This is a genomic window from Streptomyces sp. NPDC007189 (genome assembly GCF_040703635.1).
In the GTDB taxonomy this organism is placed as follows: domain Bacteria; phylum Actinomycetota; class Actinomycetes; order Streptomycetales; family Streptomycetaceae; genus Streptomyces.
The window spans coordinates 253,138-275,302 of record NZ_JBEYEY010000003.1 but is presented as its reverse complement, the minus strand read 5'-3'; the positions used below and the strand labels follow the sequence as shown (position 1 = coordinate 275,302).

The window sequence follows — 22,165 nt, the reverse complement described above, 5'->3', positions numbered from 1 at the left end:
AACCCCTGGTGAAGGTGCGCGTCCTGCCGCCGAAGCTGCCCAGGATCCGGCTGCGGCGTCCACGCCTGAAGCCGTTCCGGGAGCGCAACCCGGTCGTCGTGGGCGCCGTCGGCCTCACCGTCCTGGCGCTGCTCACCGTCGCCGCCTTCAACGCCGACAGCCTGCCGCTGATCGGCGGCGGCGACACCTACAGCGCGGCCTTCTCCGAGGCCGGCGGGCTCAAGCCGGGCGACGAGGTACGGATCGCCGGGGTCAAGGTCGGCAAGGTCGACGGCGTGGACCTGGACGGCGACCACGTCAAGGTCACCTTCAAGGTGAAGGGCCACCCGGGCTTCGGCACCGACACGGGCGCGGCGATCCGCGTCAAGACGATCCTCGGTGCCAAGTACCTGGCCCTGTACCCGAAGGGGCCCGGCCAGTTGAGGCCGGGCAGCGAGATCCCGCTCGGGCGGACCGTGTCGGCGTACGACGTCGTCCAGGCCTTCAGCGACCTGACGACCACCAGCGAGAAGGTCGACACGGACCGGCTCGCGAAGGCGCTGGACACCATCTCCCTCACCTTCCAGGACTCCCCCGCGGAGGTGCGGGCGTCGATCAAGGGACTGTCGCGGATCTCCCGGACCGTCGCCTCCCGGGACAAGGCGCTGCGCGGGCTCCTCGACCACGCGCACGGTGTCACCAAGGTGCTGGCCGATCACACGAAGGACTTCTCCGCGCTGGTGAAGGACGGTGACGCGCTGTTCAAGGAGATCGACCAGCGGCGCGCGGCGATCCACACGCTGCTGAAGAGTTCCGCGCTGCTGGGCATCGAGCTGTCCGGCCTCGTCGACGACAACAGCAAGGCGATCGGGCCCGCCCTGAAGAACCTCAACACCTTCCTGAAGATGCTCGAACGCAACCAGGCGAGCCTCGACCGCAGCGTCAAGCTCCTCGCGCCGTACGTGCGGCTCTTCACCAACACCCTCGGCAACGGCCGCTGGTTCGACTCCTACGTCCAGAACCTGGTCGCCGCCCCGGTCACGCCGCGGACGGGAGGCACCCGATGACCCGCAGACTCCTGGCCCTGTTCACCGCGCTCGCGGTCGTCGCCGGCCTCGCCGTCGTCCTCTGGCCGGGCCCCGACCCGGTCCGCGTCACGGCGTACTTCCCGCGCACCGTCGGCATCTACCCCGGCTCCGACGTCCGCGTCCTCGGCGTCCGCATCGGCGAGGTCACGAAGATCACGCCGGAGGGCGACCGGGTGAGGGTGGAGCTGGAGTACGACCGGGGCCGCAAGGTCCCCGCCGGCGCACAGGCCGCCATCATCAACTCCTCCGTGGTCAGCGACCGTTACGTGCAGCTGCTGCCGGTGTACCGCAAGGGCGCGGTGCTGCGCGACGGAGACGTCATCCCTCAGTCCCGTACGGCCGTCCCCGTCGAGCTGGACCGGATCTTCGACAGCCTGCACACCACCGCCGAGGCGCTCGGCCCGGACGGCGCCAACAAGAAGGGCTCGCTGTCCCGGCTGCTCGGGGTGAGCGCCGACAACCTCCAGGGACAGGGCAAGAACCTCAACCAGACGGTGGAGGACCTCTCCCAGGCGGTCACCACGCTGTCCGACGGGCGCGGCGACCTGTTCGGGACCGTACGGAACCTCCAGGTGTTCACGGCCGCGCTCGCGGCGGACGACACCAGCGTGCGGTCGTTCAACACCGACCTCGCCACCGTGGCCGGGCAGCTCGCCGGGGAGCGCAAGGACCTCGCCGCCGCGCTGAAGTACCTGGCCGCCGCGCTCGGTGACGTGGCCGGCTTCGTCAAGGGCAACAAGAAGGCGCTGACCTCGGACGTCAAGGGCCTGGCCAAGGTCACCAAGGTGCTCGTCGCCCAACGGTCCGCACTGGAGGAGCTGTTGTCCGTCGCCCCCACCGGCCTGTCGAACCTGCAGAACGCCTACAACCCCGCCGCCGGCACCCTCGACACCCGCAACAACGCGCAAACCCCGCAGGACCCGGCGTCCCTGCTCTGCTCGATCCTGAAGACGACCGGCGACGACCACGACAACTGCGCCGGGCTGACGAAGCTCCTCGACTCCCTGCCCAAGGTGCCGTCGGCCCCGGCGTCGACGGGCACCGTCGACAAGACCCTCGGCGGAATCCTGGGGGCACCGGCATGAGCGCGCGGCACCTGGGGCGGGTGGCCGCCTGGACGGCGGTCGGCTCGCTGCTGCTGACCGGCTGCGAGTTCAACGGCTGGTACGACGTCCCGCTCCCCGGCGGCGCCGCCTCGGACGGCCACGCCTACCACGTCACCGTCGAGTTCCGGGACGTCCTGGACCTGGTGCCGCAGTCCGCGGTCAAGGTCGACGACGTCACCGTGGGCGCGGTCGAGAAGGTGCAACTGGACGGCTGGCACGCGCGGGTACGGCTCAGGATCGCCGACTCGGTGAAGCTCCCCGGCAACGCGGTCGCCGACCTGAGGCAGACCAGCATGCTCGGCGAGAAGTACGTCGCCCTGTCCGCGCCGGCCGGCACCGCGCCCGTCGGACGGCTCCACGACGGCGACCTCATCCCGCTGTCCCGCAGCGGCCGCAACCCGGAGGTCGAGGAGGTGCTGTCGGCCCTGTCCGCGCTGCTCAACGGCGGCGGGGTGGCCCAGCTGAAGACGATCACCGTCGAGCTGAACCAGGCCCTGAGCGGCCGCGAGGACCGGGTCAGGTCCCTGCTGAAGCAGCTCGACACGTTCCTCGGCGGCCTCGACGGCCAGCGGGCGGAGATCGTACGCGCGCTCAAGGGCGTCGACCGGCTGGCGAAGCGGCTGAAGAAGGAGAAGAAGACGATCGCCCTGGCCGTCGACACCATGCCGCCCGCCCTCAAGGCCCTCGCCGGCCAGCGCAAGGACCTGACGAAGATGCTCACCGCCCTGTCCACCCTCGGCAAGACCGGCACCAAGGTGGTGAACGCCTCCCACGACGACACCGTCGCCAACCTCAAGAAGCTCCAGCCCATCCTGCAGGAGCTGAACAAGGCGGGCGACGACCTGCCCAACTCGCTCGAACTCCTCACCACCTACCCGTTCCCGCGCAACGCCACGGACGCCGTCAAGGGCGACTACGTCAACCTGAGGATCACCGCCGACCTCGACCTGGCGGACCTGTACGGCAACGTCACCGGCAAGCCGGGCAAGGGCGGGAAGTCCCCGGCCCCCGGGACCCCGCACCTTCCCGGCCTCCCCACTCCCACCCCTCTGCCGTCCGTCCCGTCCCTGCCGGGCACCCCGTCCGTGCCGCCGGTGCCCTCCGCGCCCGCCGTGCCTTCGACGCCCTCCGGCGGCAGCACCCTGCTGTGCCCGCCGGTGTGCACCGCCGCCTACGGCACCGGGGACGGCTCGCGTCGCCTCCCGCCCGGGACCGACCTCGGCCTCGCCGAGCTGATGCTGAAGGGGATACTGCCGTGATCACACGTACGGTCAGGGCCCAGCTGCTCGCCTTCGCGACCGTCACCGCCCTCGGGGTGTCGTACGTCGGCGCCCGCTACACGGGCCTCGTGGACGACGTCCTCGACCGCGGGTACACCGTGCGCGCCGACTTCGCCGAGTCCGGGGGCGTCTTCCCCGGCGCCGAGGTCACCTACCGGGGCGTGCCGGTGGGCCGCGTGGGCGATCTGCGGCTGACCGGGTCCGGGGTGTCGGTGGCGCTGAAGATCGAGAACGGCGCCCCGCGGATCCCGGCCGACACGCTCGCGGTGGTCGCCGACCGTTCGGCGGTGGGCGAGCAGTACGTCGACCTCCAGCCACGGCGGTCGGGCGGGCCGTACCTCATGGACGGCAGCCCGATCCCGCGCAGCCGCACCCGGACCCCGCTGCCGGTCACCGACCTGGTCCTCAGCCTCGACCGGCTGGTCAACTCCGTCGGCAAGGACGATCTGCGGGTCACCGTGGACGAGCTGGGCAAGGCGTTCGCCGGCACCGGACCGAACCTGAGCCGGCTGGTGGACTCCGGCAACGCACTGGTGGAGTCGGCGTCCGCGTCGCTCCCCCAGACGGTCTCGCTGATCGAGGACTCGCGGAAGGTGCTGAAGACACAGGCCGACCAGGGCTCGGCCATCAAGTCGTTCTCCCGCGACCTGGCCACGCTCACCGCGCAGCTGAAGTCGAGCGACGGCGACCTGCGCCGGCTGATCGGCAACACGGTGCCCGCCGACCAGCAGCTGGACTCCCTGCTGAAGTCCACCCGGCCGCAGGTGCCGGTCCTGCTCGCCAACCTCATCAGCGGCGGCCAGATCACCCTGGCCCGGCTGCCCGGTGTCGAACAGGCCCTGGTCACGCTCCCGCTCACGGTCGCGGGCAGCTACACGGTCATCCCCGGCGACGGCACCACGCACTTCGGGCTGACCGTGAACGCCGACGATCCGCCCGCGTGCACCCAGGGCTACGGCACCCAGCGCCGCGACCCCGCCGACACCGGCACGCGCCCGGCGAACACCGCCGCGCACTGCACGGCACCGCGCGGCAGCAAGACCTCGGTACGCGGAGCCCAGAACGCGCCGGGCGCGACGACCGGTCCGTCCGGCGCGAACCAGGCCGCGTTCGTGGCCCCGTACGACCCGGAGACCGGCACCGCGACCGGCCCGGACGGAAAGGCCGTCGAGATCGGCTCGACCGGCGGCGAACAGACCGTGTTCGGAAAGGAGTCCTGGCAATGGCTGCTCGTGGGACCGATGGCATGACAGGCACACGCATGAGGCTGCTGTCGGCGGGACTCGTCGCCGCGACCGTCCTGACGACCGTGCTGTGTGTCTGGCTGGGCCTGAAGCTGTCCGACCAGCACGCGGCGGAGCAGCGCCGTCAGGACGTCCTGGCGGCGGCCCGCCAGTCGGCGCTGAACTTCACCTCGCTCGACTACCGGCACTACGACCGGGACAGCCGCGCGGTGCTGCAGGGCGCCACCGGCGACTTCAAGAAGCAGTTCGCCGCGCAGACCGCCCAGCTGACGAAGCTCGTCGCCCAGAACAAGTCGGTGTCCGAGGGGCAGGTCCTGGAAGCGGGCATCGTGCGGTCCGACGCGCGCTCGGCCCGGGTCCTGGTCGTGGCCGACAGCAAGGTGACCAACACGGCCGCGCCCGACGGCCAGGCGCGCACCTACCGCCTCCAGCTCGACCTCGTGCGGGTGGCCGGCCGCTGGCTGACCTCCGACGTGACGTTCGTCGGCTGACCCACCCCTGAGGCCGTCCATGAGGCCGTCAACAAGGCCGTCACAAGGCCATCGATGAGGAGAGACACCGTGGCGAACCCGACCACCCGCACCCGCGGAACCGGCTCACCGGCCCGCCGCACCATGACCGCGGCCGCCCGCGCGGCGGCCAAGCGCACCGCCCGCCAGCAGGAGGAGGCCACCTCCGGACGCACCCTGCTCGTCGAGCCCCCGGCGGACGGCTGGGAGGACCCGCCCGAGCCCGCGCCCTTCGAGGACGAGCCGGAGGAGAGCGCGCCCTCGCGCAGGATCGGACGGAATGTGGTCACCGCGGTGCTGGGCGTCGTCCTCGTGACGGCCCTGGTCATGGCCGCCGTCCTCGGGTGGCAGTACCGGCAGGGGCGGCAGGCGGAGCAGGCCCGCGGCGAGGCCCTCGCGGCCGCGCGGAAGGCGGCGCCGGTCGTGCTGTCGTACGACTACCGGCACCTGGACCGGGACTTCGCCCGGGCCCGCGCACTGCTGACCGGGCACTTCCGCGACCAGTACGGCAGGACCACGAAGGCGGTGGTCGCGCCGACCGCGACGAAGTACCACGGCGTGGTGAAGGCAACCGTGGCCGCCCCCACCGACGGCGGCGCCCCCGCCGCCTCCGTCGTCTCGGCCACACCGGACAAGGCCGTCGTCCTGCTCTTCGTCAACCAGGTCACCCAGAGCACCCGGGTCCCGCAGCCCCGGCTGGACCTGAACCGGGTCCGGCTGACGCTCACACACACCTCCGCCGGCTGGAAGGTGAGCGGCGTGGACGCCCTGTGACCAGACATCGCATGCGGTGCCGACCGACCAGTTCCGCTTCCTCGAGTGCCCTCCGTCCAGTAGAGGCGTGAAAGCGACTTACCCGACGTGCCCGTTCGGGATTGTCTTTTCAGCAGTGCTTCTCGATCAAAGGGGATGGGCATGCGCACGTACGACTATGTCATCGTCGGCGCCGGATCCGCCGGCTGTGTGCTCGCTGCACGCCTGTCGGAGGACCCTGCTGTCCGGGTGGCGTTGATCGAGGCGGGCGGCCCGGACACCGCCCAGGAGATCCACATCCCGGCCGCCTTCCCGCAGCTGTTCAAGTCCGCCCTCGACTGGGACCTCGACACGGAACCGGAGCCGGGGATCGGCAACCGGCGGGCCTATCTGCCCCGGGGCAGGATGTTCGGCGGCTCCAGCTCGATGAACGCGATGATCTACATCCGCGGCAACCGTGCCGACTACGACGGCTGGGCCGCCGCCGGGGCCACCGGCTGGTCGTACGACGAGGTCCTGCCGTACTTCAAGCGCTCGGAGGACAACGAGCGCGGTGAGGACGCCTTCCACGCCGTGGGCGGGCCGCTCACGGTCAGCGACGGCCGGTCGGAGCACCCGCTGTGCTCTGCCTTCGTCCAGGCCGCCGTGCAGGCCGGCCACAAGCCGAACGACGACTTCAACGGCGAGACGCAGTTCGGTGTCGGCCGCTACCAGCTCACCCAGCGCGGCGGCCTGCGCTGCAGCACCGCCGTCGCCTACCTGCACCCCGCCCTCGAGCGGCCGAACCTCACCGTGCTCTCCTCGGCCCTCGCCCGTCGCGTGGTGATCGAGGGCGGCCGGGCCACAGGTGTGGAGGTGGAGCGGGCCGGCACCGTCGGAGTGGTCCGCGCCGAGCGCGAGGTGATCCTGTCGGCGGGCGCCTACGAGTCCCCGAAGCTGCTGATGCTGTCCGGGGTCGGGCCCGCCACCGCGCTGTCCGCCTTCGGCATCGACGTCGTACGCGATCTGCCGGTCGGCCAGGGCCTGCAGGAACACTATATGGCGCTGCTGAACTTCCGCACCGGCGTCGAGTCACTCATCGGCGCGGCGAGCCCGGAGAACGCCGCCCTGCTGCAGAGCGAGGGGCGCGGCCCGCTGACCTCCAACATCGGCGAGGCCGGCGGCTTCTTCCGCAGCCATAACGGACTGGACGCCCCGGACCTCCAGTTCCACGCCGCCCCCGTGCTCTTCCACCAGGAAGGGCTCGGCCCGGCCACTGAGCACGGCTTCACCTTCGGCCCGTGCGTACTGGCCCCCACCAGCCGCGGCGCGGTGACCCTGCGCTCCCCGCGCCCGGACGCCGCGCCCCGGATCGTGCACAACTACCTCACGACGGCCCAGGACCGGGACGTCCTGGTCGCCGGCATCCGGATCGCCCTGGAGATCGCCGCGCAGCGGGCCGTGACCGACCTCGTCACCGGCACGTTCGACACGCCGGCCTCGGACTCCGACGCGGACCTCCTGGCCTGGGCGCAGCGGACCGGGCAGACGCTGTACCACCCGACGTCGACCTGTGCCATCGGCGCGGTCGTCGACCCCGAACTGCGCGTGTTCGACGTGGCGGGCCTGCGGGTCGTGGACGCCTCGGTGTTCCCGACGGTGCCGCGCGGCAACACCAACGCGCCCACGATCATGGCCGCGGAGAAGGCCGCCGACCTCATCACCGGAGCCGCGCGATGAAGATCCCTACGTCAGGCGGCGGTCGTCGCCGGAGGTGGCCGGCTTTCCGGGGAAACGCCGGTTGAGGAAGTCGTCAACGCACCGCAGCCGCTCACGATGAGGTCGAGAAGGCGTTCGGCCCGCTCACGCTGTCCGGGCTCTCCGCAGGCGAGAGCGACACCGGTGAGGGCGGCGAACATGTCGGGCGCGCCGATGTCCGATCGGCCGGCACGGCGGTGAGGCCGGCCGTCGCTGTCACGACCGCCAGGGCTGCGGCGGCTCTTCGCCTCGCGCCGGTTCGTCTGCTGGTGCGGTTCACTGCGCCTCGATTCTGTGGTGGAAGGCGATGGATCCTCGCGGGAGCTGTGGGAAGGGCCGGGCCGCGCCGCTCACTTCGATGAGCGGCGCGGCCCGGGTGCGGTCGGTGCCGCGTCCGGGTCAGGGCAGGCGCAGCCAGACCGCGGTATCGGTGGGCAGCTGCCCGTCCGTCAGCGGTGCGCTGCTGAGCAGGACCTGCCGGTGCGGTGGCAGCGGTGCCGGCTCCGAGCCCAGGTTGACGACGCAGCCGAAGCCGGGGTCGCGGGTGAAGGAGAGGACCTGGGGGCCGCTGGGAAGCCAGGTCATCGGCCCGTCGCCGAGTGCGGTCTCGCTCCGGCGCAGGCGCAGCGCCGTGCGGTACAGGCTCAGCATGCTGTCCCGGTCCGCCTCCTGCTGCTCCGCCGTCATCGCCGACCAGTCGCGAGGCTGGGGCAGCCAGGGCCGAGTGCCCTCGGGGCCGAAGCCGAAGGGCGGGGCGTCGCCGCTCCACGGCAGCGGCACGCGGCAGCCGTCCCGGCCGGGGTCGGCTCCTCCGGTGCGGTGGAACATCGGGTCTTCGATGACCGAGTGCGGCAGGTCCTCGACCTCGGGCAGGCCGAGCTCCTCGCCCTGGTAGAGGTAGACGGAGCCGGGCAGGGCCAGGCTCAGCAGCGCTGCCGCCCGCGCGCGCCGGGTGCCCAGTGCCAGGTCGGTGGGGGTGCCGTGGGCCTTGGCCGCGAAGTCGAAGCCGGTGTCGGCACGGCCGTAGCGGGTGACCGTCCGGGTCACGTCGTGGTTGGCCAGCACCCAGGTGGCGGGCGCGCCGACAGGCGAGTGCACGGCCAGCGTCGTCGTGATCGCCTCGCGCAGCCGCGCGGCGTCCCAAGGGCAGGTGAGGAAGGCGAAGTTGAAGGCGGTGTGGAGTTCGTCGGGGCGCAGGTAGCGAGCGAAGCGCCCGGGATCGGGCAGCCAGACCTCGCCGATCAGGGCGCGCGGCGGGGTGTAGGACTCGGCGACCTTGCGCCAGTCCCGGTACACCTCGTGGATCTCGTCGCGGTCCAGGTAGGGGTGCGGGTCCGCGCCGTCCACCAGGTCGGGAAGAGCCGGGTCCTTGATGACCTCGGCGGCGGAGTCGATGCGGACCCCGGCCGCGCCCCGGTCGAACCAGAAGCGCAGCACCTCCTCGTGCTCCCGGCGCACCTCGGGGTGCTGCCAGTTCAGGTCGGGCTGGGCGGAGGCGAACCGGTGCAGGTACCACTGGCCGTCCGGGACGCGGGTCCAGGCACTGCCGCCGAACTGCGACATCCAGTTGTTGGGAGGGAGTTCGCCGTTGGCACCTCGGCCCTCACGGAACCAGAACCGATCGCGCTCCGGCGAGCCGGGGCCTGCGGCGAGCGCGTCCTGGAACCAGCGGTGCCGGTCGGAGACGTGGTTGGGGACGATGTCGACGATGGTGCGGATACCCGACGCCAGTGCCTCGGCGATCAGCTTCTCGGCCTCCCCCAGGCTGCCGAAGGACGGGTGGATGGCCCGGTAGTCGGCCACGTCGTAGCCGCCGTCGGCCATCGGTGAGGCGTACCAGGGGGTGAACCAGAGCGCGTCGACACCGAGTTCGGCGAGATACGGCAGCCGGGACCGGACGCCCGCCAGGTCGCCCACCCCGTCGCCGTCCGCGTCGGCGAAGCTGCGCACGTAGATCTGGTAGATCGCGGCGCCACGCCACCACTCGTGGGGTTGGTGCACGGTAGAAGTCTCCTCGGGAGATGGTGTCAGCCCTTGAGGCTGCCGGCGGTGAGCCCGGACATGATGTTGCGTTGGAAGATCAGGAAGAAGACCACCGTCGGCACGGCGGAGATGGCCGAGGCGGCGATCAGTACGTTCTCCGGCACGCCCAGGGAGAGCGAGTAGATGCCGGCGTTGAGCGTCTGCCTGGTCGGGTCGGGCTCGGCCAGCAGCGGCCAGAGGAAGTCCTTCCACACGTTGACCAGGGCGAAGATGGACACCACGCCGATGATCGGCCGGGACATGGGCAGCACGATGGAAAGCAGTGTGCGCAGCGGTCCGGCGCCGTCGATGGCGGCGGAATCGAGCAGTTCCTGGGGAACCGAGTCGAAGAAGCGCTTGAGCAGGTAGATGTTGAAGGCGTTGGCCACCGACGGGAGCCAGATCGCCCAGGGGGAGTTGAGCAGGTTCTGGTGGATCAGCGGCAGGTCCAGCACGGTCAGGTACTGCGGGACGACCAGCACCATGGCCGGGATCATGAGGGTGGCCAGCATCAGGCCGAGGACCGCGTTGCCCAGCGCCGGCCGTAGTTTGGACAGCGAGTAGGCCGCGGCGACGTCCAGGACGAGCTGGAAGGCGAGTGCCCCGAAGGCGTACCAGAGCGTGTTGAGCAGCAGGTGGGCGATGTTGAGTCGGGTCCACGCGTCGCTGTAGTTGGAGGTCTCGATGTGGTGCGGGTAGAAGGTGGGCGGGGTCTGGATGGACTCGGTGGTGCCCTTGAGCCCGCCCGTCACCAGCAGGTAGAGGGGGCCGAGGAAGGCCAGCGTGAAGGCGACGACGACCAGGATCAGCGTCGCGCGGTAGAGCGTGCGGTTCAGCTGGGCCGGATTGACCAGGGTGCGGGTGTCGCTCATGACTCCAGCCTCCGGTTGAGTCGCACGTAGATCACCGAGAACCCGGCGAGCACCAGCAGCAGGAGCAGCCCGAGAGCGCAGGCTGCGCCGTAGTTGGAGAAGTTGAAGGCGTACTGGTAGATCAGGTAGACGATGGTGGTGGTCGAACCCTCCACGCCCTGGCCTCCGTTGGTGAGGATGAAGGGCTCGACGAAGACCTGCATGGTGGCGACGATCTGGAGCATCAGCATCAGCGAGAGGACGAGCCGGGTCTGCGGGATCGTCACGTGCCAGACGCGCCGCAGCAGTCCGGCTCCGTCCAGTTCGGCGGCCTCGTACAGCTCACCGGGTATGTTCTGCAGCGCCGCCAGGTAGATCAGCGTGGCGCTGCCCATGTTCATCCAGGTGGAGGCGATGACAACGGCGAGCATCGCGGTGTCCGGGGACTGCAGCCAGCCGGAGGTGGGCAGGTGCAGCAGCTGCAGTGCCCGGTTGATCGGCCCGTACTCGGGGTTGTACAGGTACTTGAACAGCAGCAGTGAGGACACCGGCGGGAGCATGACCGGGAGGTACACCAGGATCCTCAGGTAGCCGCGCGCGTGCCGCAGTTCGTTCATCACCACGGCCGTGACGAACGGCAGCGCGAAGCCGAACAGGAGGGCCAGGCCGGTGAACTCGGCGGTGTTCCGCCAGGCCGGCCAGAAGCTGGGATCGTGCACGATCTGGTCGAGGTTGTGCAGGCCGACCCAGGTGGTCCTGCCGGCCTTCGCCTTCTGGAAGCTCATGATCACTTCACGGACCATGGGATACCACTGGAAGCAGGCGAAGCAGAGCACCGCGCCGATCAGGAAGCCGTGTGCGGTGAGGTTGCGCCGTACGGATCTGCGCAGTGCCCCGGCCCGGCCGGCCGCCGCGGTGGGCTGCGCGTCGGTTCCGGAGGATGCGGTCGCGACCGCCATCGTCGATCTCCTTGGGAGGCTGCTCGTCCCGGGGCCTGGCGGCCCTTGCGGCTACTGGGCGTTGGCGAGGACCTGGTTGACCTGCTGCTCGGCGGTGTCCAGCAGCTTCTTCAGGTCGGCGTTCGGGTTCGTCAGCGTGGACGCCATGGCCGTGTCGAGGATCTTGTAGATGGCCTGGGCGTTGCCGGGTTCGACGACGCCCGGGACGTTGGCCTTCACGAAGGGCTCGAAGGCCTGCACCGACATGGTGGCGTTGGCGGCCTTGAGCTGGGCGTCCTTGGTGGCGGTGGCGCCCTGGAACAGCTGCGGCTGGGGCAGCCCGACCGCCTGGCCGGAGGACTTGGAGCGGGCGTAGTTGTACTGCTGGCCCTGGCCCTCCGTCAGCCAGAGGTAGCTGAGCAGCTGGATCCCGGCCTTGATCTGCTCGGGGGTGTCCTTGACGTTGAACATGTAGTCGTCGCCGCCGGTGAGGGTGCCGACGCCGGGTCCGTTCTGGCCGGGGACCGGGCCCATGCCGAAGTCCCCGTAGTGGGCGCCGAGGCTCTGCACCATGTAGGTGATGTCGTCGGGGGCGGCGATGTACATCCCCAGCTTGCCCGCGGCCATCTGCTTCTGGAGGTCGCCCCACTTGTAGAGCTGGGTGCTGCCCATGACGTTGTCGGCGAAGCGGAGCTTGTGCAGGTTCTGCAGCACGGCCAGGCCCTGGGGGCTGTTGAAGGCCGCCTTGGTGCCGTCGTCGCTCACCATCCGGCCGCCCTGGGCGTAGATCTCGGCGGTGAAGTGCCAGCCGCCGTTGTTGCCCGCGCTGTAGTCGCCGTAGCCCGCGATGCCCTTGCCCAGGGCGGCGATCTTCTTGGCGTCGGCCTCGACCTCGGCCCACGTCTGCGGCGGCTGGTCGGGGTTCAGTCCGGCCTTCTGGAAGAGCTTGCGGTTGATGATCACGCCCATGGTGTAGTTGGTGCGCGGAATGCCGTAGATCTTCCCGTCGGCCTTCTGGGTGTCCCACACCGAGGACATGATGTCGTCCTTGACCGGCAGGTTCTCGGAGGTGACGTACTTCGTGATGTCGGCCGCCTGGCCGGCGTCCAGGACCTGCTGCTTGTCCGTGAAGTAGGTGTAGAAGACGTTCGGCTCCGTGCCGCCCTTGAGCGCGGCTGTGAACAGTTCAGGGGTCTCGCACGGGAACGTGTCGATGCTCTTCACCGCGATGTTCGGGTGCAGCTTCTCGAAGGCCGCGATGTCGGCGGCCCACTGCTTGCGCTGCGTCGGACGGCTTTTCGGCGGGGCGCAGTCGATGGAGAGGGTGACCTTGCCGTTGCTCGACTTGGCGCCGCCGTCGGAGGAGCTGGAACAGGCGGCAGCGGTCAGGGTGAGGGCGCCGACGATCAGCAGCGCTGCGGATCTGCGCATGGGTGGAAGACCCCTTCATGGGCGGAGTGCGTGGGGATGTGGCGTGCCTCACTTAAGCACCGACACCGTCTCGCCGCAATATCTCGACGGCACTTTGCAAGAAGTCAACGCGAAACCGTGATGGGGTACACCAGAGACAACGCAAGGGCCGCACCCCGTGGGGTACGGCCCTTGCCGGCGCTGCGGGTTGACGCTCAGTCAGCGGCTGGGCTCTCGCGCGCCAGACCGGTGGATCCGCGCACCACGAGCTCCGGCTCGAAGAGCAGCTCGTCGTGGGTGACCTTGGCGCCGGCCAGCTCTCCCACGAGCAGTTCCACGGCGGCGCGGCCCATCGCCTCGATGGGCTGGCGGATGGTGGTCAGCGGCGGATCGGTGCAGGTCATGAAGGAGGAATCGTCGTAGCCGATGACCGACACGTCCCGGGGCACATCGAGCCGGCGCCTGCGGGCAGCGCGCACCGCCCCCAGCGCCAGCGGGTCCGAGGCGCAGATGATGCCGGTGACACCCCGCTGCAACAGGCGCGCAGCCGCGGCCTGCCCACCCTCCAGGGAGAACAGCGCGTGTGCGACGTCCGCCTCCTCGAGCTCCAGCCCGGCCCCCTCCAGTACCGCGCGAGCCGCCGCGAGCTTGCGCCGCGACGGCATGTGATCGGGCGGGCCGAGCACCAGGCCGATCCGCCGGTGGCCCAGCGACAGCAAGTGCCCGGCGCCCTGTTCCACCGCGACCGCGTCGTCGCAACTGACCTGTGGGAAGTCCAGGTCGGGTATGGCGGCGTTCATGAGCACCGTCGGCAGACCGCGGCGGGACAGCCGCTCGTAGTGCTCGTGCGGGGACTCGGCCTGGGCGTACAGGCCGCCGAAGAAGATCACACCCGAGACCTGCTGCTGGAGCAGCAGTTCCACGTAGTCGGCTTCGGAGACGCCGCCCGCCGTCTGCGTGCACAGCACCGGGGTGAAGCCCTGCTGCGCCAGTGCACTGCTGACCACTTCGGCGAAGGCGGGGAAGATGGGGTTCTGCAGCTCCGGCAGGACCAGCCCGACCAGCCTCGAGCGCTCGCCCCGCAGTTGGGTCGGACGCTCGTAGCCGAGCACGTCCAGGGCGGTCAGCACGGCCTCGCGGGTCTGCTCGGAGACACCGGGCTTGCCGTTCAGCACCCGGCTGACCGTCGCCTCGCTGACCCCGACTTTCCTGGCCACCTCGGCAAGTCGTCGTGTCATGACTCAAGCCTAGGGCATGATCCGCAATCCGCTTACGTCCTGGCGTAAAAATTCGTCAGTCTTTGCAGCAAGAGGGTCGGGGCGGTCGCGAGGGTGCCAGCACCTCCTGGGAAGGAGCTTCCGTGTGCCGACGCGACCACCCTAGTGGAGATCGATGACTTACAGGAAAAAGTAAGTATGAAACAAAGTTCGGTCGGAATATTGCTCGCTCCTGTCCGAGCCAATACGGTGCTGCACGCGCCGCCGCCTGTGATCGGATCCTCCCCCCTCTTCGCACCTGCTCCACCTTGCCGGCCGCGAAGGCCGGCCAAGCGCTGCGTCGTGCCCAAGGGCACCTGACTTCGGGCACCCCACCCGACGGCGGCACGCCTCACGACGGCTTCGGTCCCGAGGAGCAACCCTTGTTCCAGTCCCTACGCACACTCAGACGCGCGGTCGCCCTGGGCGGCACCAGCGCACTGCTGGCCGCCACGGGCGTCCTCCTGGCGGCGCCCTCGGCATGGGCCGCCGCCACCGGCGGCAGCGGTGCCGCCCTGCCCTACGTCGAGGTCCAGGCGGAGAACGCCGCCACCAACGGCAGCGTCATCGGTCCCAGCTACACGCAGGGCCAACTGGCCGACGAAGCCTCCTACCGCAAGGCCGTGACGCTGCAAGGAGCGGGCAAGCACGTCACCTTCACCACCCCGGTGGCCACGAACTCGATCAACTTCCGGTACAGCATCCCGGACAGCTCGAACGGGTCGGTCTACAACGCGCCGCTGTCCCTGTACATCAACGGCACCAAGCAGAGCAACTTCACCCTGACCAACGCATACAGCTGGTTCTACGGCAGCTACCCCTTCACCAACAGCCCGGGCAGCAACCCGCACCACTTCTTCGACGAGGCCCACCGCCTCTTCACGCAGACCTATCCGGCCGGGACCACGTTCACACTCCAGGTGGACCCCGAGGACACCGCACCGTCCTACACCATCGACTTCGCCGACTTCGAGCAGGTCGGTGCCCCGCTGACGCAGCCGGCGGGCTCGGTGTCGGTGACCGGCAAGGGCGCGGACGCGACCGGAGTCAACGACTCGACCAGCGCCTTCAACTCGGCGATCAGCGCCGCAGGCGCCGGTGGCACCGTGTGGATCCCGCCCGGCACGTACAAGATCCCGGGCCACATCGCGGTCAACAACGTGACGATCGCCGGCGCCGGCATGTGGTACTCGACGGTCACCGGGTCGGCGCCCGGCTTCTACGGCAACTCGGCGCCGTCGCCGAGCACCGGCGTGCACCTGCAGAACTTCGCGATCTCCGGTGACGTCCAGGAGCGCAACGACGGCGCGCAGGTGAACGGCATCGGCGGCGCGATGAGCAACTCCACCGTGTCCCATCTGTGGATCGAGCACGAGAAGGTCGGCGCCTGGATGGACGGGCCGATGGACGGCCTGACCTTCAGCGGCATGCGGATCCGCGACACCACCGCCGACGGCATCAACTTCCACGGCGGTGTGACCAACTCCAAGGTCACGGACAGCGACATCCGCAACACGGGCGACGACGGCATCGCGACCTGGGCGGACTCCGGCATCGGCGCGGACGCCAACGACACCATCTCCGACAACACGGTGCAGCTGCAGATGCTCGCCAACGGCATCGCGATCTACGGCGGGCACGACAACACCGTGAGCGGCAACCTGGTGCAGGACACCGGCATCACCCAGGGTGGCGGCATCCACGTCGGACAGCGCTTCAGCTCCACCCCGGTCGGCACCACGACGATCTCCGACAACACGCTGATCCGCAACGGAAGCCTCGACCCCAACTGGCAGTTCGGGGTCGGCTCGCTGTGGTTCGACGGCAGCCAGGGGGCCATCAACGGCCCGGTCAACGTGACCAACGCGCTGATCCAGCAGAGCCCCTATGAGGCGATCCAGTGGGTCGAGGGCACCGTCAGCGGCGTCCACCTCAACAACGTGACCATCGCCGGGACCGGCACCTTCGCCCTTCAGGAGCAGACCGGCGGCTCGGCGAGCTTCACCAACGTCACCGCGACCGGCGTCAACGGGCCCGCACCCGTCTACAGTTGCGAGGGCGGCAACTTCGCGGTGACAGACGGCGGCGGCAACTCGGGCATCAGCGGGGCGGCGTACTGCGGCCCGTGGCCGGCTCCGGTCTACCCGCCCTATCCTGCCAGCACGGTCACCGCCTCCCCGAGCGCGCTGAGCTTCGGCTCGCAGGCCACCGGTACGACCAGCGCGGCGCAGACCGTGACGGTCTCCAACCCGACCGGTTCGTCCGCCTCCGTCTCCTCCATCTCCACCAGCGGCGACTTCGCCCAGACCAACAACTGCGGCAGCTCCATCGCGGCGAACGGCTCGTGCACCGTCAGCGTCACCTTCAGGCCGACGGCGACCGGCACCCGCACCGGAACGCTGACCGTCGACGCGGGCGGCACCACCAACACCGTCAGTCTCTCCGGCACCGGCACCGCCGCCGGCCCCGTGCTGAGCGCCGCCCCGGCGAACCTGTCCTTCCCCGGCACGGTGGTCGGCTCCTCCGCCGGCGCGAAGACGGTGACGGTGACCAACACCGGCACCACCACGGCGACCGTGTCCAGCGTCGCGGCGACGGGCGACTTCAACCAGACCAACAACTGCTCCACCATCGCCGTCGGTGCGTCCTGCACGGTGAACGTCACCTTCAAGCCCACCGCCCCCGGATCCCGCACCGGCACCCTCACCGTGTCCAGCAACGCGAACAACAACCCGCTCACGGTGGGCCTCGCCGGCAGCGGCATCGACAGCAGCACCAACGTGGCGGCCGGCCAGCCGGCGTCGGCGAGTTCGAGCAACAGCCCGTACGTCGCCTCGAACCTCACCGACTCCGACGCCTCCAGCTACTGGGAGGGCGCCAACGGCTCGTTCCCGCAGTGGGCCCAGGTCGACCTCGGCCAGAGCTACAGCATCGGCAAGGTCGTCCTCAAGCTGCCGCCGTCGACGGCATGGGGGGCCCGCACGCAGACCCTGTCCCTTCTGGGATCCACCGACGGCTCCACGTTCTCGACCATCGTGGGGTCGGCCGGATATAACTTCGACCCCAACACCAACAGCAATACGGTGACCATCACCTTCAACACCACGACGGCGCGCTACGTGCGGGCGAACATCACCGCGAACACCGGGTGGAACGCGGCCCAGTTGTCGGACTTCGAGGTGTTCCCCAGCGGCACCGGCTCCGGCACCGTCAGCACCGATCTCGCGGCCGGCAAGGCCACCAGCGAGTCCAGCCACAACCAGACCTACGCATCGTCCAACGTGACGGACGGCAACCGGAGCACCTACTGGGAGAGCGCCAACAACGCCCTGCCGCAGTGGGTGCAGGTCGACCTCGGCTCCCAGCAGAGCGCCGGGCGGGTGGTCCTCCAGCTGCCCGCCGGCTGGGGCTCGCGCGACCAGACGCTGTCGCTGCTGGGCAGCACCGACGGCACCGCCTTCACCACCGTCAAGGCGTCGGCCGCCTACACCTTCGACCCCGCCACCGGCAACACGGCCACCATCACCTTCCCCGCGACCACCCAGCGGTACTTCCGGGTGAACATCACGGCGAACACGGGGTGGCCGGCGGGGCAGATCTCGGAGTTCCAGGTCTGGAACACCTGACCTGACCCGAACCGGCGGTGCCGCCGAGCCCACGGAGGCTCGGCGGCACCGTCATGCCGGTCGACGGTGTAGCTCGCCGGCACCTTAGCCGCACTCGTCGAGGACATACAGGCTCAGCGTGCCGGGACGTACACGTGCCCGGGGGCCGGCCCACGCGGTTGTGGGCCGGCCCCCGGGGTCCGTCGGACGACGCGTTGCCGTCAGGGATTGACGTTGATGGTGAAGGTCGTGGTCGGGTTGTAGATGTCGGTGTGGTTGTTCGTCTGGGTCAGGTGGTTGAACGTCGCCGAGCCCACGGCCGGGCCCTGTCCCGATTCGGGCATCGGGTTGGCCCAGATGCCATAGCCGGACTTGGCGTCGTAGGCGTCTCCGCTCTGCTGTGCCCCGGTGATGGACGTGTTGGTGAAGACGGTGTCCTTGACGGGGTTGAGCGCCGTGCCGCCCGCGTAGTCGGTCTGGAACATGATGCCGGCGTACGTCGGGTCGACGATGTCGGTGTCGTTCACCCGGATCCCCTGGAACGGCTGCGTCGCGGAGAACAGCCAGATCGCGGGGAACACCTGGCCGCCCCAGAAGTGACCACCGTCGCGCACCAGCGAGACGTTCTGGACGGTGGTCGGCTGGGTGCCGAATCCCTGGAAGGGGTAGCCGAAGTTCAGCGAGCTGATGGTGATGCCCGCATAGGTCAGCGTGTCGGCCACGTACAGGTTCTGCAGGGTGTTGTTCTCACCGCCGTAGACGGCGACACCCGCCGCCCGCCATGGGGTCAGCGCGGTCAGGTTCTGGAAGGTGTTGCCGGTCAGGTCCGAGGAGTTGTGGTCCTGGGCCGCGAACAGCGCGAAGCTGTCGTCGCCGGTCGACCGGGCCTCGTCGTTGCTCACCAGGTTGTTCTGGCTGCCGTTGGTGAGGTTGATGCCGTCCGCGAAGGTGTCGCGGATCCGCATGTTCGTCGCCTTCAGCCCGTTCACGTGGGTTCCCCAGATGGCGCACACCTGGTGCTCGACCCATACGTCGTCGACGGTGATGTTGGAGACGTCGGTCAGGTCGAAGACCTTGCCGGGCCCGTCGATGCGGGAGGTGTAGTTGCCGAACCAGCCGAAGCCCTGGAAGGCCGAGCCGTTGGCGCTGCTCTGCACCGACCAGCCGACGTCCGAGTTGTCCGACGTGGTGGGGGAACTGAACTGGGTGTACCAGGGTCCTGCGCCCACCATCTTGACGGCCTTGCCGTAGACGTTGAACTTGCCGGTGGTCTGGTACTGCCCGGCGGGCAGGTAGACGCCGACGAGCTTGCCCGTGGTGTCCTGCCGGACGGTGTCGAGCGCCTTCTGCACGTCCTGCTGGCCGAAGCCGGCCGGGGTGACGTAGGCGTTCGGATCCGGGTTGGCCACCGGGGCGACCTGCTCGGTGTTGATGTAGTCGATCGCGTACTGCGAGGTGTTGGACGAGTCCTTCTGCAGCTTGATGACGCTGCCCTGGGGCACGGTCCGGTCGAGCATCACGTGGGCCTCGTCGTAGACGTGACGCGGCGATCCGGCGCTGGGATCGTTGCCCGGGCCGGTCTCCGCGCCGTACAGCCAGGCGAACTTGGAGTTCAGCGTGATGGTCTGCAGGAAGGTGCCGTCGACGTAGACGTTCAGGGTGGCGGTGGCACCGCCGCCGCCGGGGGCGTCCGGGATGGAGAAGCGGGTCACCAGGGTGTTGGTGCCGGCCCGGGTGGTCCACTGCACGTAGGCGCCGGTGGTGTTCAGAGTGACGGCCTTGCGCCCGGACGCCTCACCGGCCAGGTCACCGATGGTGCGGTTGGGGCCGACCACGGCGGCGCCGCCGCCGATCTGGCCGTCCTCGCCCTGGTAGACGTCGTATGGCATGTTGGCGCCGCGGCCGACGAACAGCGAGGTGTCACTGGTGTTGTTGGCCTGTTTGACCGACAGTTCGTTGGTGTCGGCGGCGATCGCGGTGTGCACCGTGTACTTGCCGTTGACGGCCGTCCAGCTGCCCAGGCTCACCGGCGGGGCACTGGCACCGGCGGCGATCGTGCCGGTGTAGGAGCCGGTGAGGGTGGTGAGCGTCTTGCCGGTGCTGTCGAGCAGGGTGAGCGTGACGCCGTGGGAACCGCTGCCCGAGGCGACCGTGCCCTGGTTCCTCAGCGTCACCGAGAACGTGACGGTCTTGCCCGCCGAGGGGTTGTTCGGGGTCCAGTCCACGGTTCCGACCAGGTCCGAGCTCTGTACCGGCGCGACGACAAGGTTGTTCGGGTTGGTGTAGGCGTTGTTGTCGTAGCTCAGCTCGATGAAGCTCTTCGCCTCGTCCACCTTGGTGGTGAGCTGGTACGTACCGGCCGTCTGCGTGCCGATCACTGCGGACACCTTGGCGGAGGCGCCTGCCGCCAGCGCGCCGACGGAGGCGGTGCCGACCTTGGTGCTGCCCAGGTAGAAGTTGACGTTGGAGGCCGGAGAGGCGGCGGTGCCCACGTTGGCGACCGTGGCGGTCGCGGTGACCGAGTCGGTCTCCACCGGGGCGGACGGGGACCACGAGGACGCGGAGACCGTCAGGTCGGGATTCGGGGCCGGAGTGCCGATCACCTGGAGCTCGCCGACCTGGCCGCCGGGGGCTCCGCTGTTGCCGGTGATGCTCAGCTCGACGTCCGCGACCGTGGCGCTGACCGGGATGGTGACGGTGTTGCCGGTGCCGGGGTCGAAGGTGTACGTCTTCGCGGCCGAGATGCTGGTGAAGTCCGTCGCGCTCTGCTCACGGCCGAGCACCTGGATGGTCTGGGTGCGGGTGGTCCAGGCCGAGGCCGGGTTCAGCTTCACCACGACGGAGGTGACGTCGGCGTTCGCGCCGAGCAGCACGGTGAGCCGGCTCGGGTACGAGGAGCCCTCGAAGTACGTGGTGAGATCGCCGTCGTTCGCGTTCGCCGGGGCGTAGACGTACGTGTACGGGCTGCCGGTGATCGGCTTGTGCAGCGCCAGGTTGGTGCCGCTGCCGCTGGTGCCGGTGCGGGTGACGGTGTTGCCGGCGGGCGAGACGTTGCCGGCGGCGTCGCGCGCCTTGACGTAGTACGACACCGTCGCCGTGCCCGGCTGGTTGTCGGTCCAGGTCAAGGTGGTGCCGCCGACCGTCGCGGCCAGTGCGCCGTTGCGGTAGACGTCGTAGGCGGTGACGCCGACGTTGTCGGTCGACGCTCCCCACTTCAGGGCGATCTGACCCGCCTGCGGCTGGGTGTAGGACAGGGTGCCGGGCGTGGTGGGGGGCGTGGTGTCGGCGGTGCTCGGCCCGTACACCTGGAACTCGGAGATCTGGGCCGCCGGCCATCCGGTGTTGGCCGTGATCAGTGTTCGCAGGTAACGGGTGCCGGTCGCCGCGAAGTTGATGGTGACCGTGCTGTTGGTCGCCGGATCGAACGTGTACGCGGCGGACGCCACGATGGTGGTGAAGTTGCTGCCGTCGGTGCTGCCCTGGACCGACAGCGTCTGGGTGCGGGCGGGCCAGTTGGTCACCGGCACCTGCAGCACGAGCTGGTTGACGCTGGTGGTCGCGCCCAGGTCGACCTGCAGCCACTGCGGGAAGGCGTTGTCGGCGCTCTCCCAGTAGGTGGCCCTGTTGCCGTCGTTGGCGTTGGACGGCGTGTAGGTCTGGGTGTAACTGCCGGCGCTCATGGTCTTGCCCGCCGCCAGGTCGGTTCCGGCGGCGTGGGCGGGTCCGGCCTGCAGCACGGCCAGCAGTGCTGCCAGCATGCCGAGCACTGCGACGACGGCGGTTCGTTGCCGGCCTGACGCGGACAGCACGGGGGATCTTCCGGTGGTTCTCATCCTCGTCCTCGGTTCCTTGGAGGGGTGGGGGTACGGACGCGTGACGAGCTCGGTGAGTTGGCGGCTGCGCGAGAGAACTCGGTGCTCGGCCTTGTGAAAATCCAGATGATTCGATGAAAAAGTCGCAGCTTCGACTGAAAGGAAGCTACAGAGCGGCAATGCACTCGTCAATGAACGTGACAGCGCGGGGAGTTGACGCCCTCCTGGCGAACCGGACGCCGACCACGGCGGGCGTTGCGCCGGCCATGACGTGCGCCGGTCCGGCCCGTACGGGTTCTGGTACGAAGCGTGGCGCGAACTGTTCGTCGGCATCCGCGCACTGCGCCTGGAGTCCTTCGACGTCGCGGATCGGCTGCGGCCGTGGGGAGCCGCCGGACGAGCCTGGCACGCCCGGGACTTCGGCGCCGACCACGCCGCCCTGCTCGACGCCATGTCGGCGACAGTCCCGGGGGAGCACACTTGAGGACAACGGTTCGATTTCTGTACGCGCCAGGGGCTGACACCAGGGTCCTGGTGCGCGATAGCGTGCGCGCTCGGCCCGATCATCGCACTGC

The 22,165-nt window shown here is 69.7% G+C and carries 15 protein-coding genes; 9 read left to right on the top strand and 6 right to left on the bottom strand.

What is annotated here, in order from left to right:
* Window positions 1-65 precede the first annotated feature (65 nt).
* The 7 genes from AB0950_RS07395 (at window position 66) to AB0950_RS07365 (ending at window position 7,678) form a co-directional block, all read left to right on the top strand.
* Window positions 66-1,046: an MCE family protein gene (locus AB0950_RS07395; RefSeq protein ID WP_360161851.1), complete on the top strand. Its 981-nt coding sequence runs from the start codon at window positions 66-68 to the stop codon at window positions 1,044-1,046.
* Window positions 1,043-2,152: an MCE family protein gene (locus AB0950_RS07390; RefSeq protein ID WP_366778027.1), complete on the top strand. Its 1,110-nt coding sequence runs from the start codon at window positions 1,043-1,045 to the stop codon at window positions 2,150-2,152. Before AB0950_RS07395 ends, AB0950_RS07390 begins: the two co-directional genes overlap by 4 nt.
* On the top strand, window positions 2,149-3,432 hold the full coding sequence (locus AB0950_RS07385) for an MCE family protein (RefSeq protein WP_366778025.1): 1,284 nt from the start codon (window positions 2,149-2,151) through the stop codon (window positions 3,430-3,432). Before AB0950_RS07390 ends, AB0950_RS07385 begins: the two co-directional genes overlap by 4 nt.
* Window positions 3,429-4,703 (top strand): MlaD family protein, encoded by a 1,275-nt coding sequence (locus AB0950_RS07380; protein WP_366778024.1) that lies wholly within the window; start codon window positions 3,429-3,431, stop codon window positions 4,701-4,703. The genes AB0950_RS07385 and AB0950_RS07380 overlap by 4 nt, the downstream gene beginning before the upstream one ends.
* Window positions 4,700-5,188: a hypothetical protein gene (locus AB0950_RS07375; protein ID WP_360161829.1), complete on the top strand. Its 489-nt coding sequence runs from the start codon at window positions 4,700-4,702 to the stop codon at window positions 5,186-5,188. The genes AB0950_RS07380 and AB0950_RS07375 overlap by 4 nt, the downstream gene beginning before the upstream one ends.
* Before the next feature lie 69 nt (window positions 5,189-5,257).
* On the top strand, window positions 5,258-5,980 hold the full coding sequence (locus AB0950_RS07370; protein ID WP_360161831.1) for a hypothetical protein: 723 nt from the start codon (window positions 5,258-5,260) through the stop codon (window positions 5,978-5,980).
* A 141-nt stretch (window positions 5,981-6,121) separates the two neighbouring features.
* Complete coding sequence (locus tag AB0950_RS07365) at window positions 6,122-7,678, top strand: GMC family oxidoreductase N-terminal domain-containing protein (RefSeq protein ID WP_366778023.1); 1,557 nt, start codon at window positions 6,122-6,124, stop codon at window positions 7,676-7,678.
* A 417-nt stretch (window positions 7,679-8,095) separates the two neighbouring features.
* Here AB0950_RS07365 and AB0950_RS07360 read toward each other — a convergent pair whose 3' ends face one another.
* From AB0950_RS07360 to AB0950_RS07340, 5 genes are all read right to left on the bottom strand, one after another.
* Entirely contained in the window at window positions 8,096-9,697 is a 1,602-nt protein-coding gene (locus tag AB0950_RS07360; protein ID WP_360155934.1) for a glycoside hydrolase family 13 protein, read from the bottom strand.
* A gap of 26 nt (window positions 9,698-9,723) precedes the next feature.
* Window positions 9,724-10,590, bottom strand: a complete 867-nt coding sequence (locus AB0950_RS07355; protein WP_360155931.1) for a carbohydrate ABC transporter permease — start codon at window positions 10,588-10,590, stop codon at window positions 9,724-9,726.
* Window positions 10,587-11,528, bottom strand: a complete 942-nt coding sequence (locus tag AB0950_RS07350; RefSeq protein ID WP_360155928.1) for a sugar ABC transporter permease — start codon at window positions 11,526-11,528, stop codon at window positions 10,587-10,589. Before AB0950_RS07350 ends, AB0950_RS07355 begins: the two co-directional genes overlap by 4 nt.
* Window positions 11,529-11,579: 51 nt before the next feature.
* Window positions 11,580-12,938: an extracellular solute-binding protein gene (locus tag AB0950_RS07345; protein ID WP_366778022.1), complete on the bottom strand. Its 1,359-nt coding sequence runs from the start codon at window positions 12,936-12,938 to the stop codon at window positions 11,580-11,582.
* A 194-nt stretch (window positions 12,939-13,132) separates the two neighbouring features.
* A complete protein-coding gene (locus tag AB0950_RS07340) occupies window positions 13,133-14,155 on the bottom strand; it encodes a LacI family DNA-binding transcriptional regulator (RefSeq protein WP_360155922.1) in 1,023 nt (340 codons plus the stop codon).
* Between the two features lie 401 nt (window positions 14,156-14,556).
* On the opposite strand from AB0950_RS07340, the gene AB0950_RS07335 reads away from it, so the two are divergent.
* The gene (locus tag AB0950_RS07335) at window positions 14,557-17,799 is read left to right on the top strand and encodes a discoidin domain-containing protein (protein WP_366778021.1); all 3,243 of its coding nucleotides are present in this window, start codon (window positions 14,557-14,559) and stop codon (window positions 17,797-17,799) included.
* Between the two features lie 200 nt (window positions 17,800-17,999).
* Here AB0950_RS07335 and AB0950_RS07330 read toward each other — a convergent pair whose 3' ends face one another.
* The gene (locus tag AB0950_RS07330) at window positions 18,000-21,536 is read right to left on the bottom strand and encodes a discoidin domain-containing protein (RefSeq protein ID WP_366778020.1); all 3,537 of its coding nucleotides are present in this window, start codon (window positions 21,534-21,536) and stop codon (window positions 18,000-18,002) included.
* A gap of 325 nt (window positions 21,537-21,861) precedes the next feature.
* Here AB0950_RS07330 and AB0950_RS07325 point away from each other — a divergent pair, with 325 nt between their 5' ends.
* The gene (locus tag AB0950_RS07325) at window positions 21,862-22,074 is read left to right on the top strand and encodes a hypothetical protein (RefSeq protein ID WP_366778019.1); all 213 of its coding nucleotides are present in this window, start codon (window positions 21,862-21,864) and stop codon (window positions 22,072-22,074) included.
* Window positions 22,075-22,165: the final 91 nt, after the last annotated feature.

Bases quoted from the DNA above. Each gene is read 5' to 3' on its own strand.
- AB0950_RS07355 (WP_360155931.1), bottom strand. From the start codon at position 10,590: ATGAGCGACACCCGCACCCTGGTCAATCCGGCCCAGCTGAACCGCACG.
- AB0950_RS07345 (WP_366778022.1), bottom strand. From the start codon at position 12,938: ATGCGCAGATCCGCAGCGCTGCTGATCGTCGGCGCCCTCACCCTGACC.
- AB0950_RS07330 (WP_366778020.1), bottom strand. From the start codon at position 21,536: ATGCTGGCAGCACTGCTGGCCGTGCTGCAGGCCGGACCCGCCCACGCC.
- AB0950_RS07365 (WP_366778023.1), top strand. From the start codon at position 6,122: ATGCGCACGTACGACTATGTCATCGTCGGCGCCGGATCCGCCGGCTGT.
- AB0950_RS07340 (WP_360155922.1), bottom strand. From the start codon at position 14,155: ATGACACGACGACTTGCCGAGGTGGCCAGGAAAGTCGGGGTCAGCGAG.
- AB0950_RS07375 (WP_360161829.1), top strand. From the start codon at position 4,700: ATGACAGGCACACGCATGAGGCTGCTGTCGGCGGGACTCGTCGCCGCG.
- AB0950_RS07390 (WP_366778027.1), top strand. From the start codon at position 1,043: ATGACCCGCAGACTCCTGGCCCTGTTCACCGCGCTCGCGGTCGTCGCC.
- AB0950_RS07350 (WP_360155928.1), bottom strand. From the start codon at position 11,528: ATGGCGGTCGCGACCGCATCCTCCGGAACCGACGCGCAGCCCACCGCG.
- AB0950_RS07385 (WP_366778025.1), top strand. From the start codon at position 2,149: ATGAGCGCGCGGCACCTGGGGCGGGTGGCCGCCTGGACGGCGGTCGGC.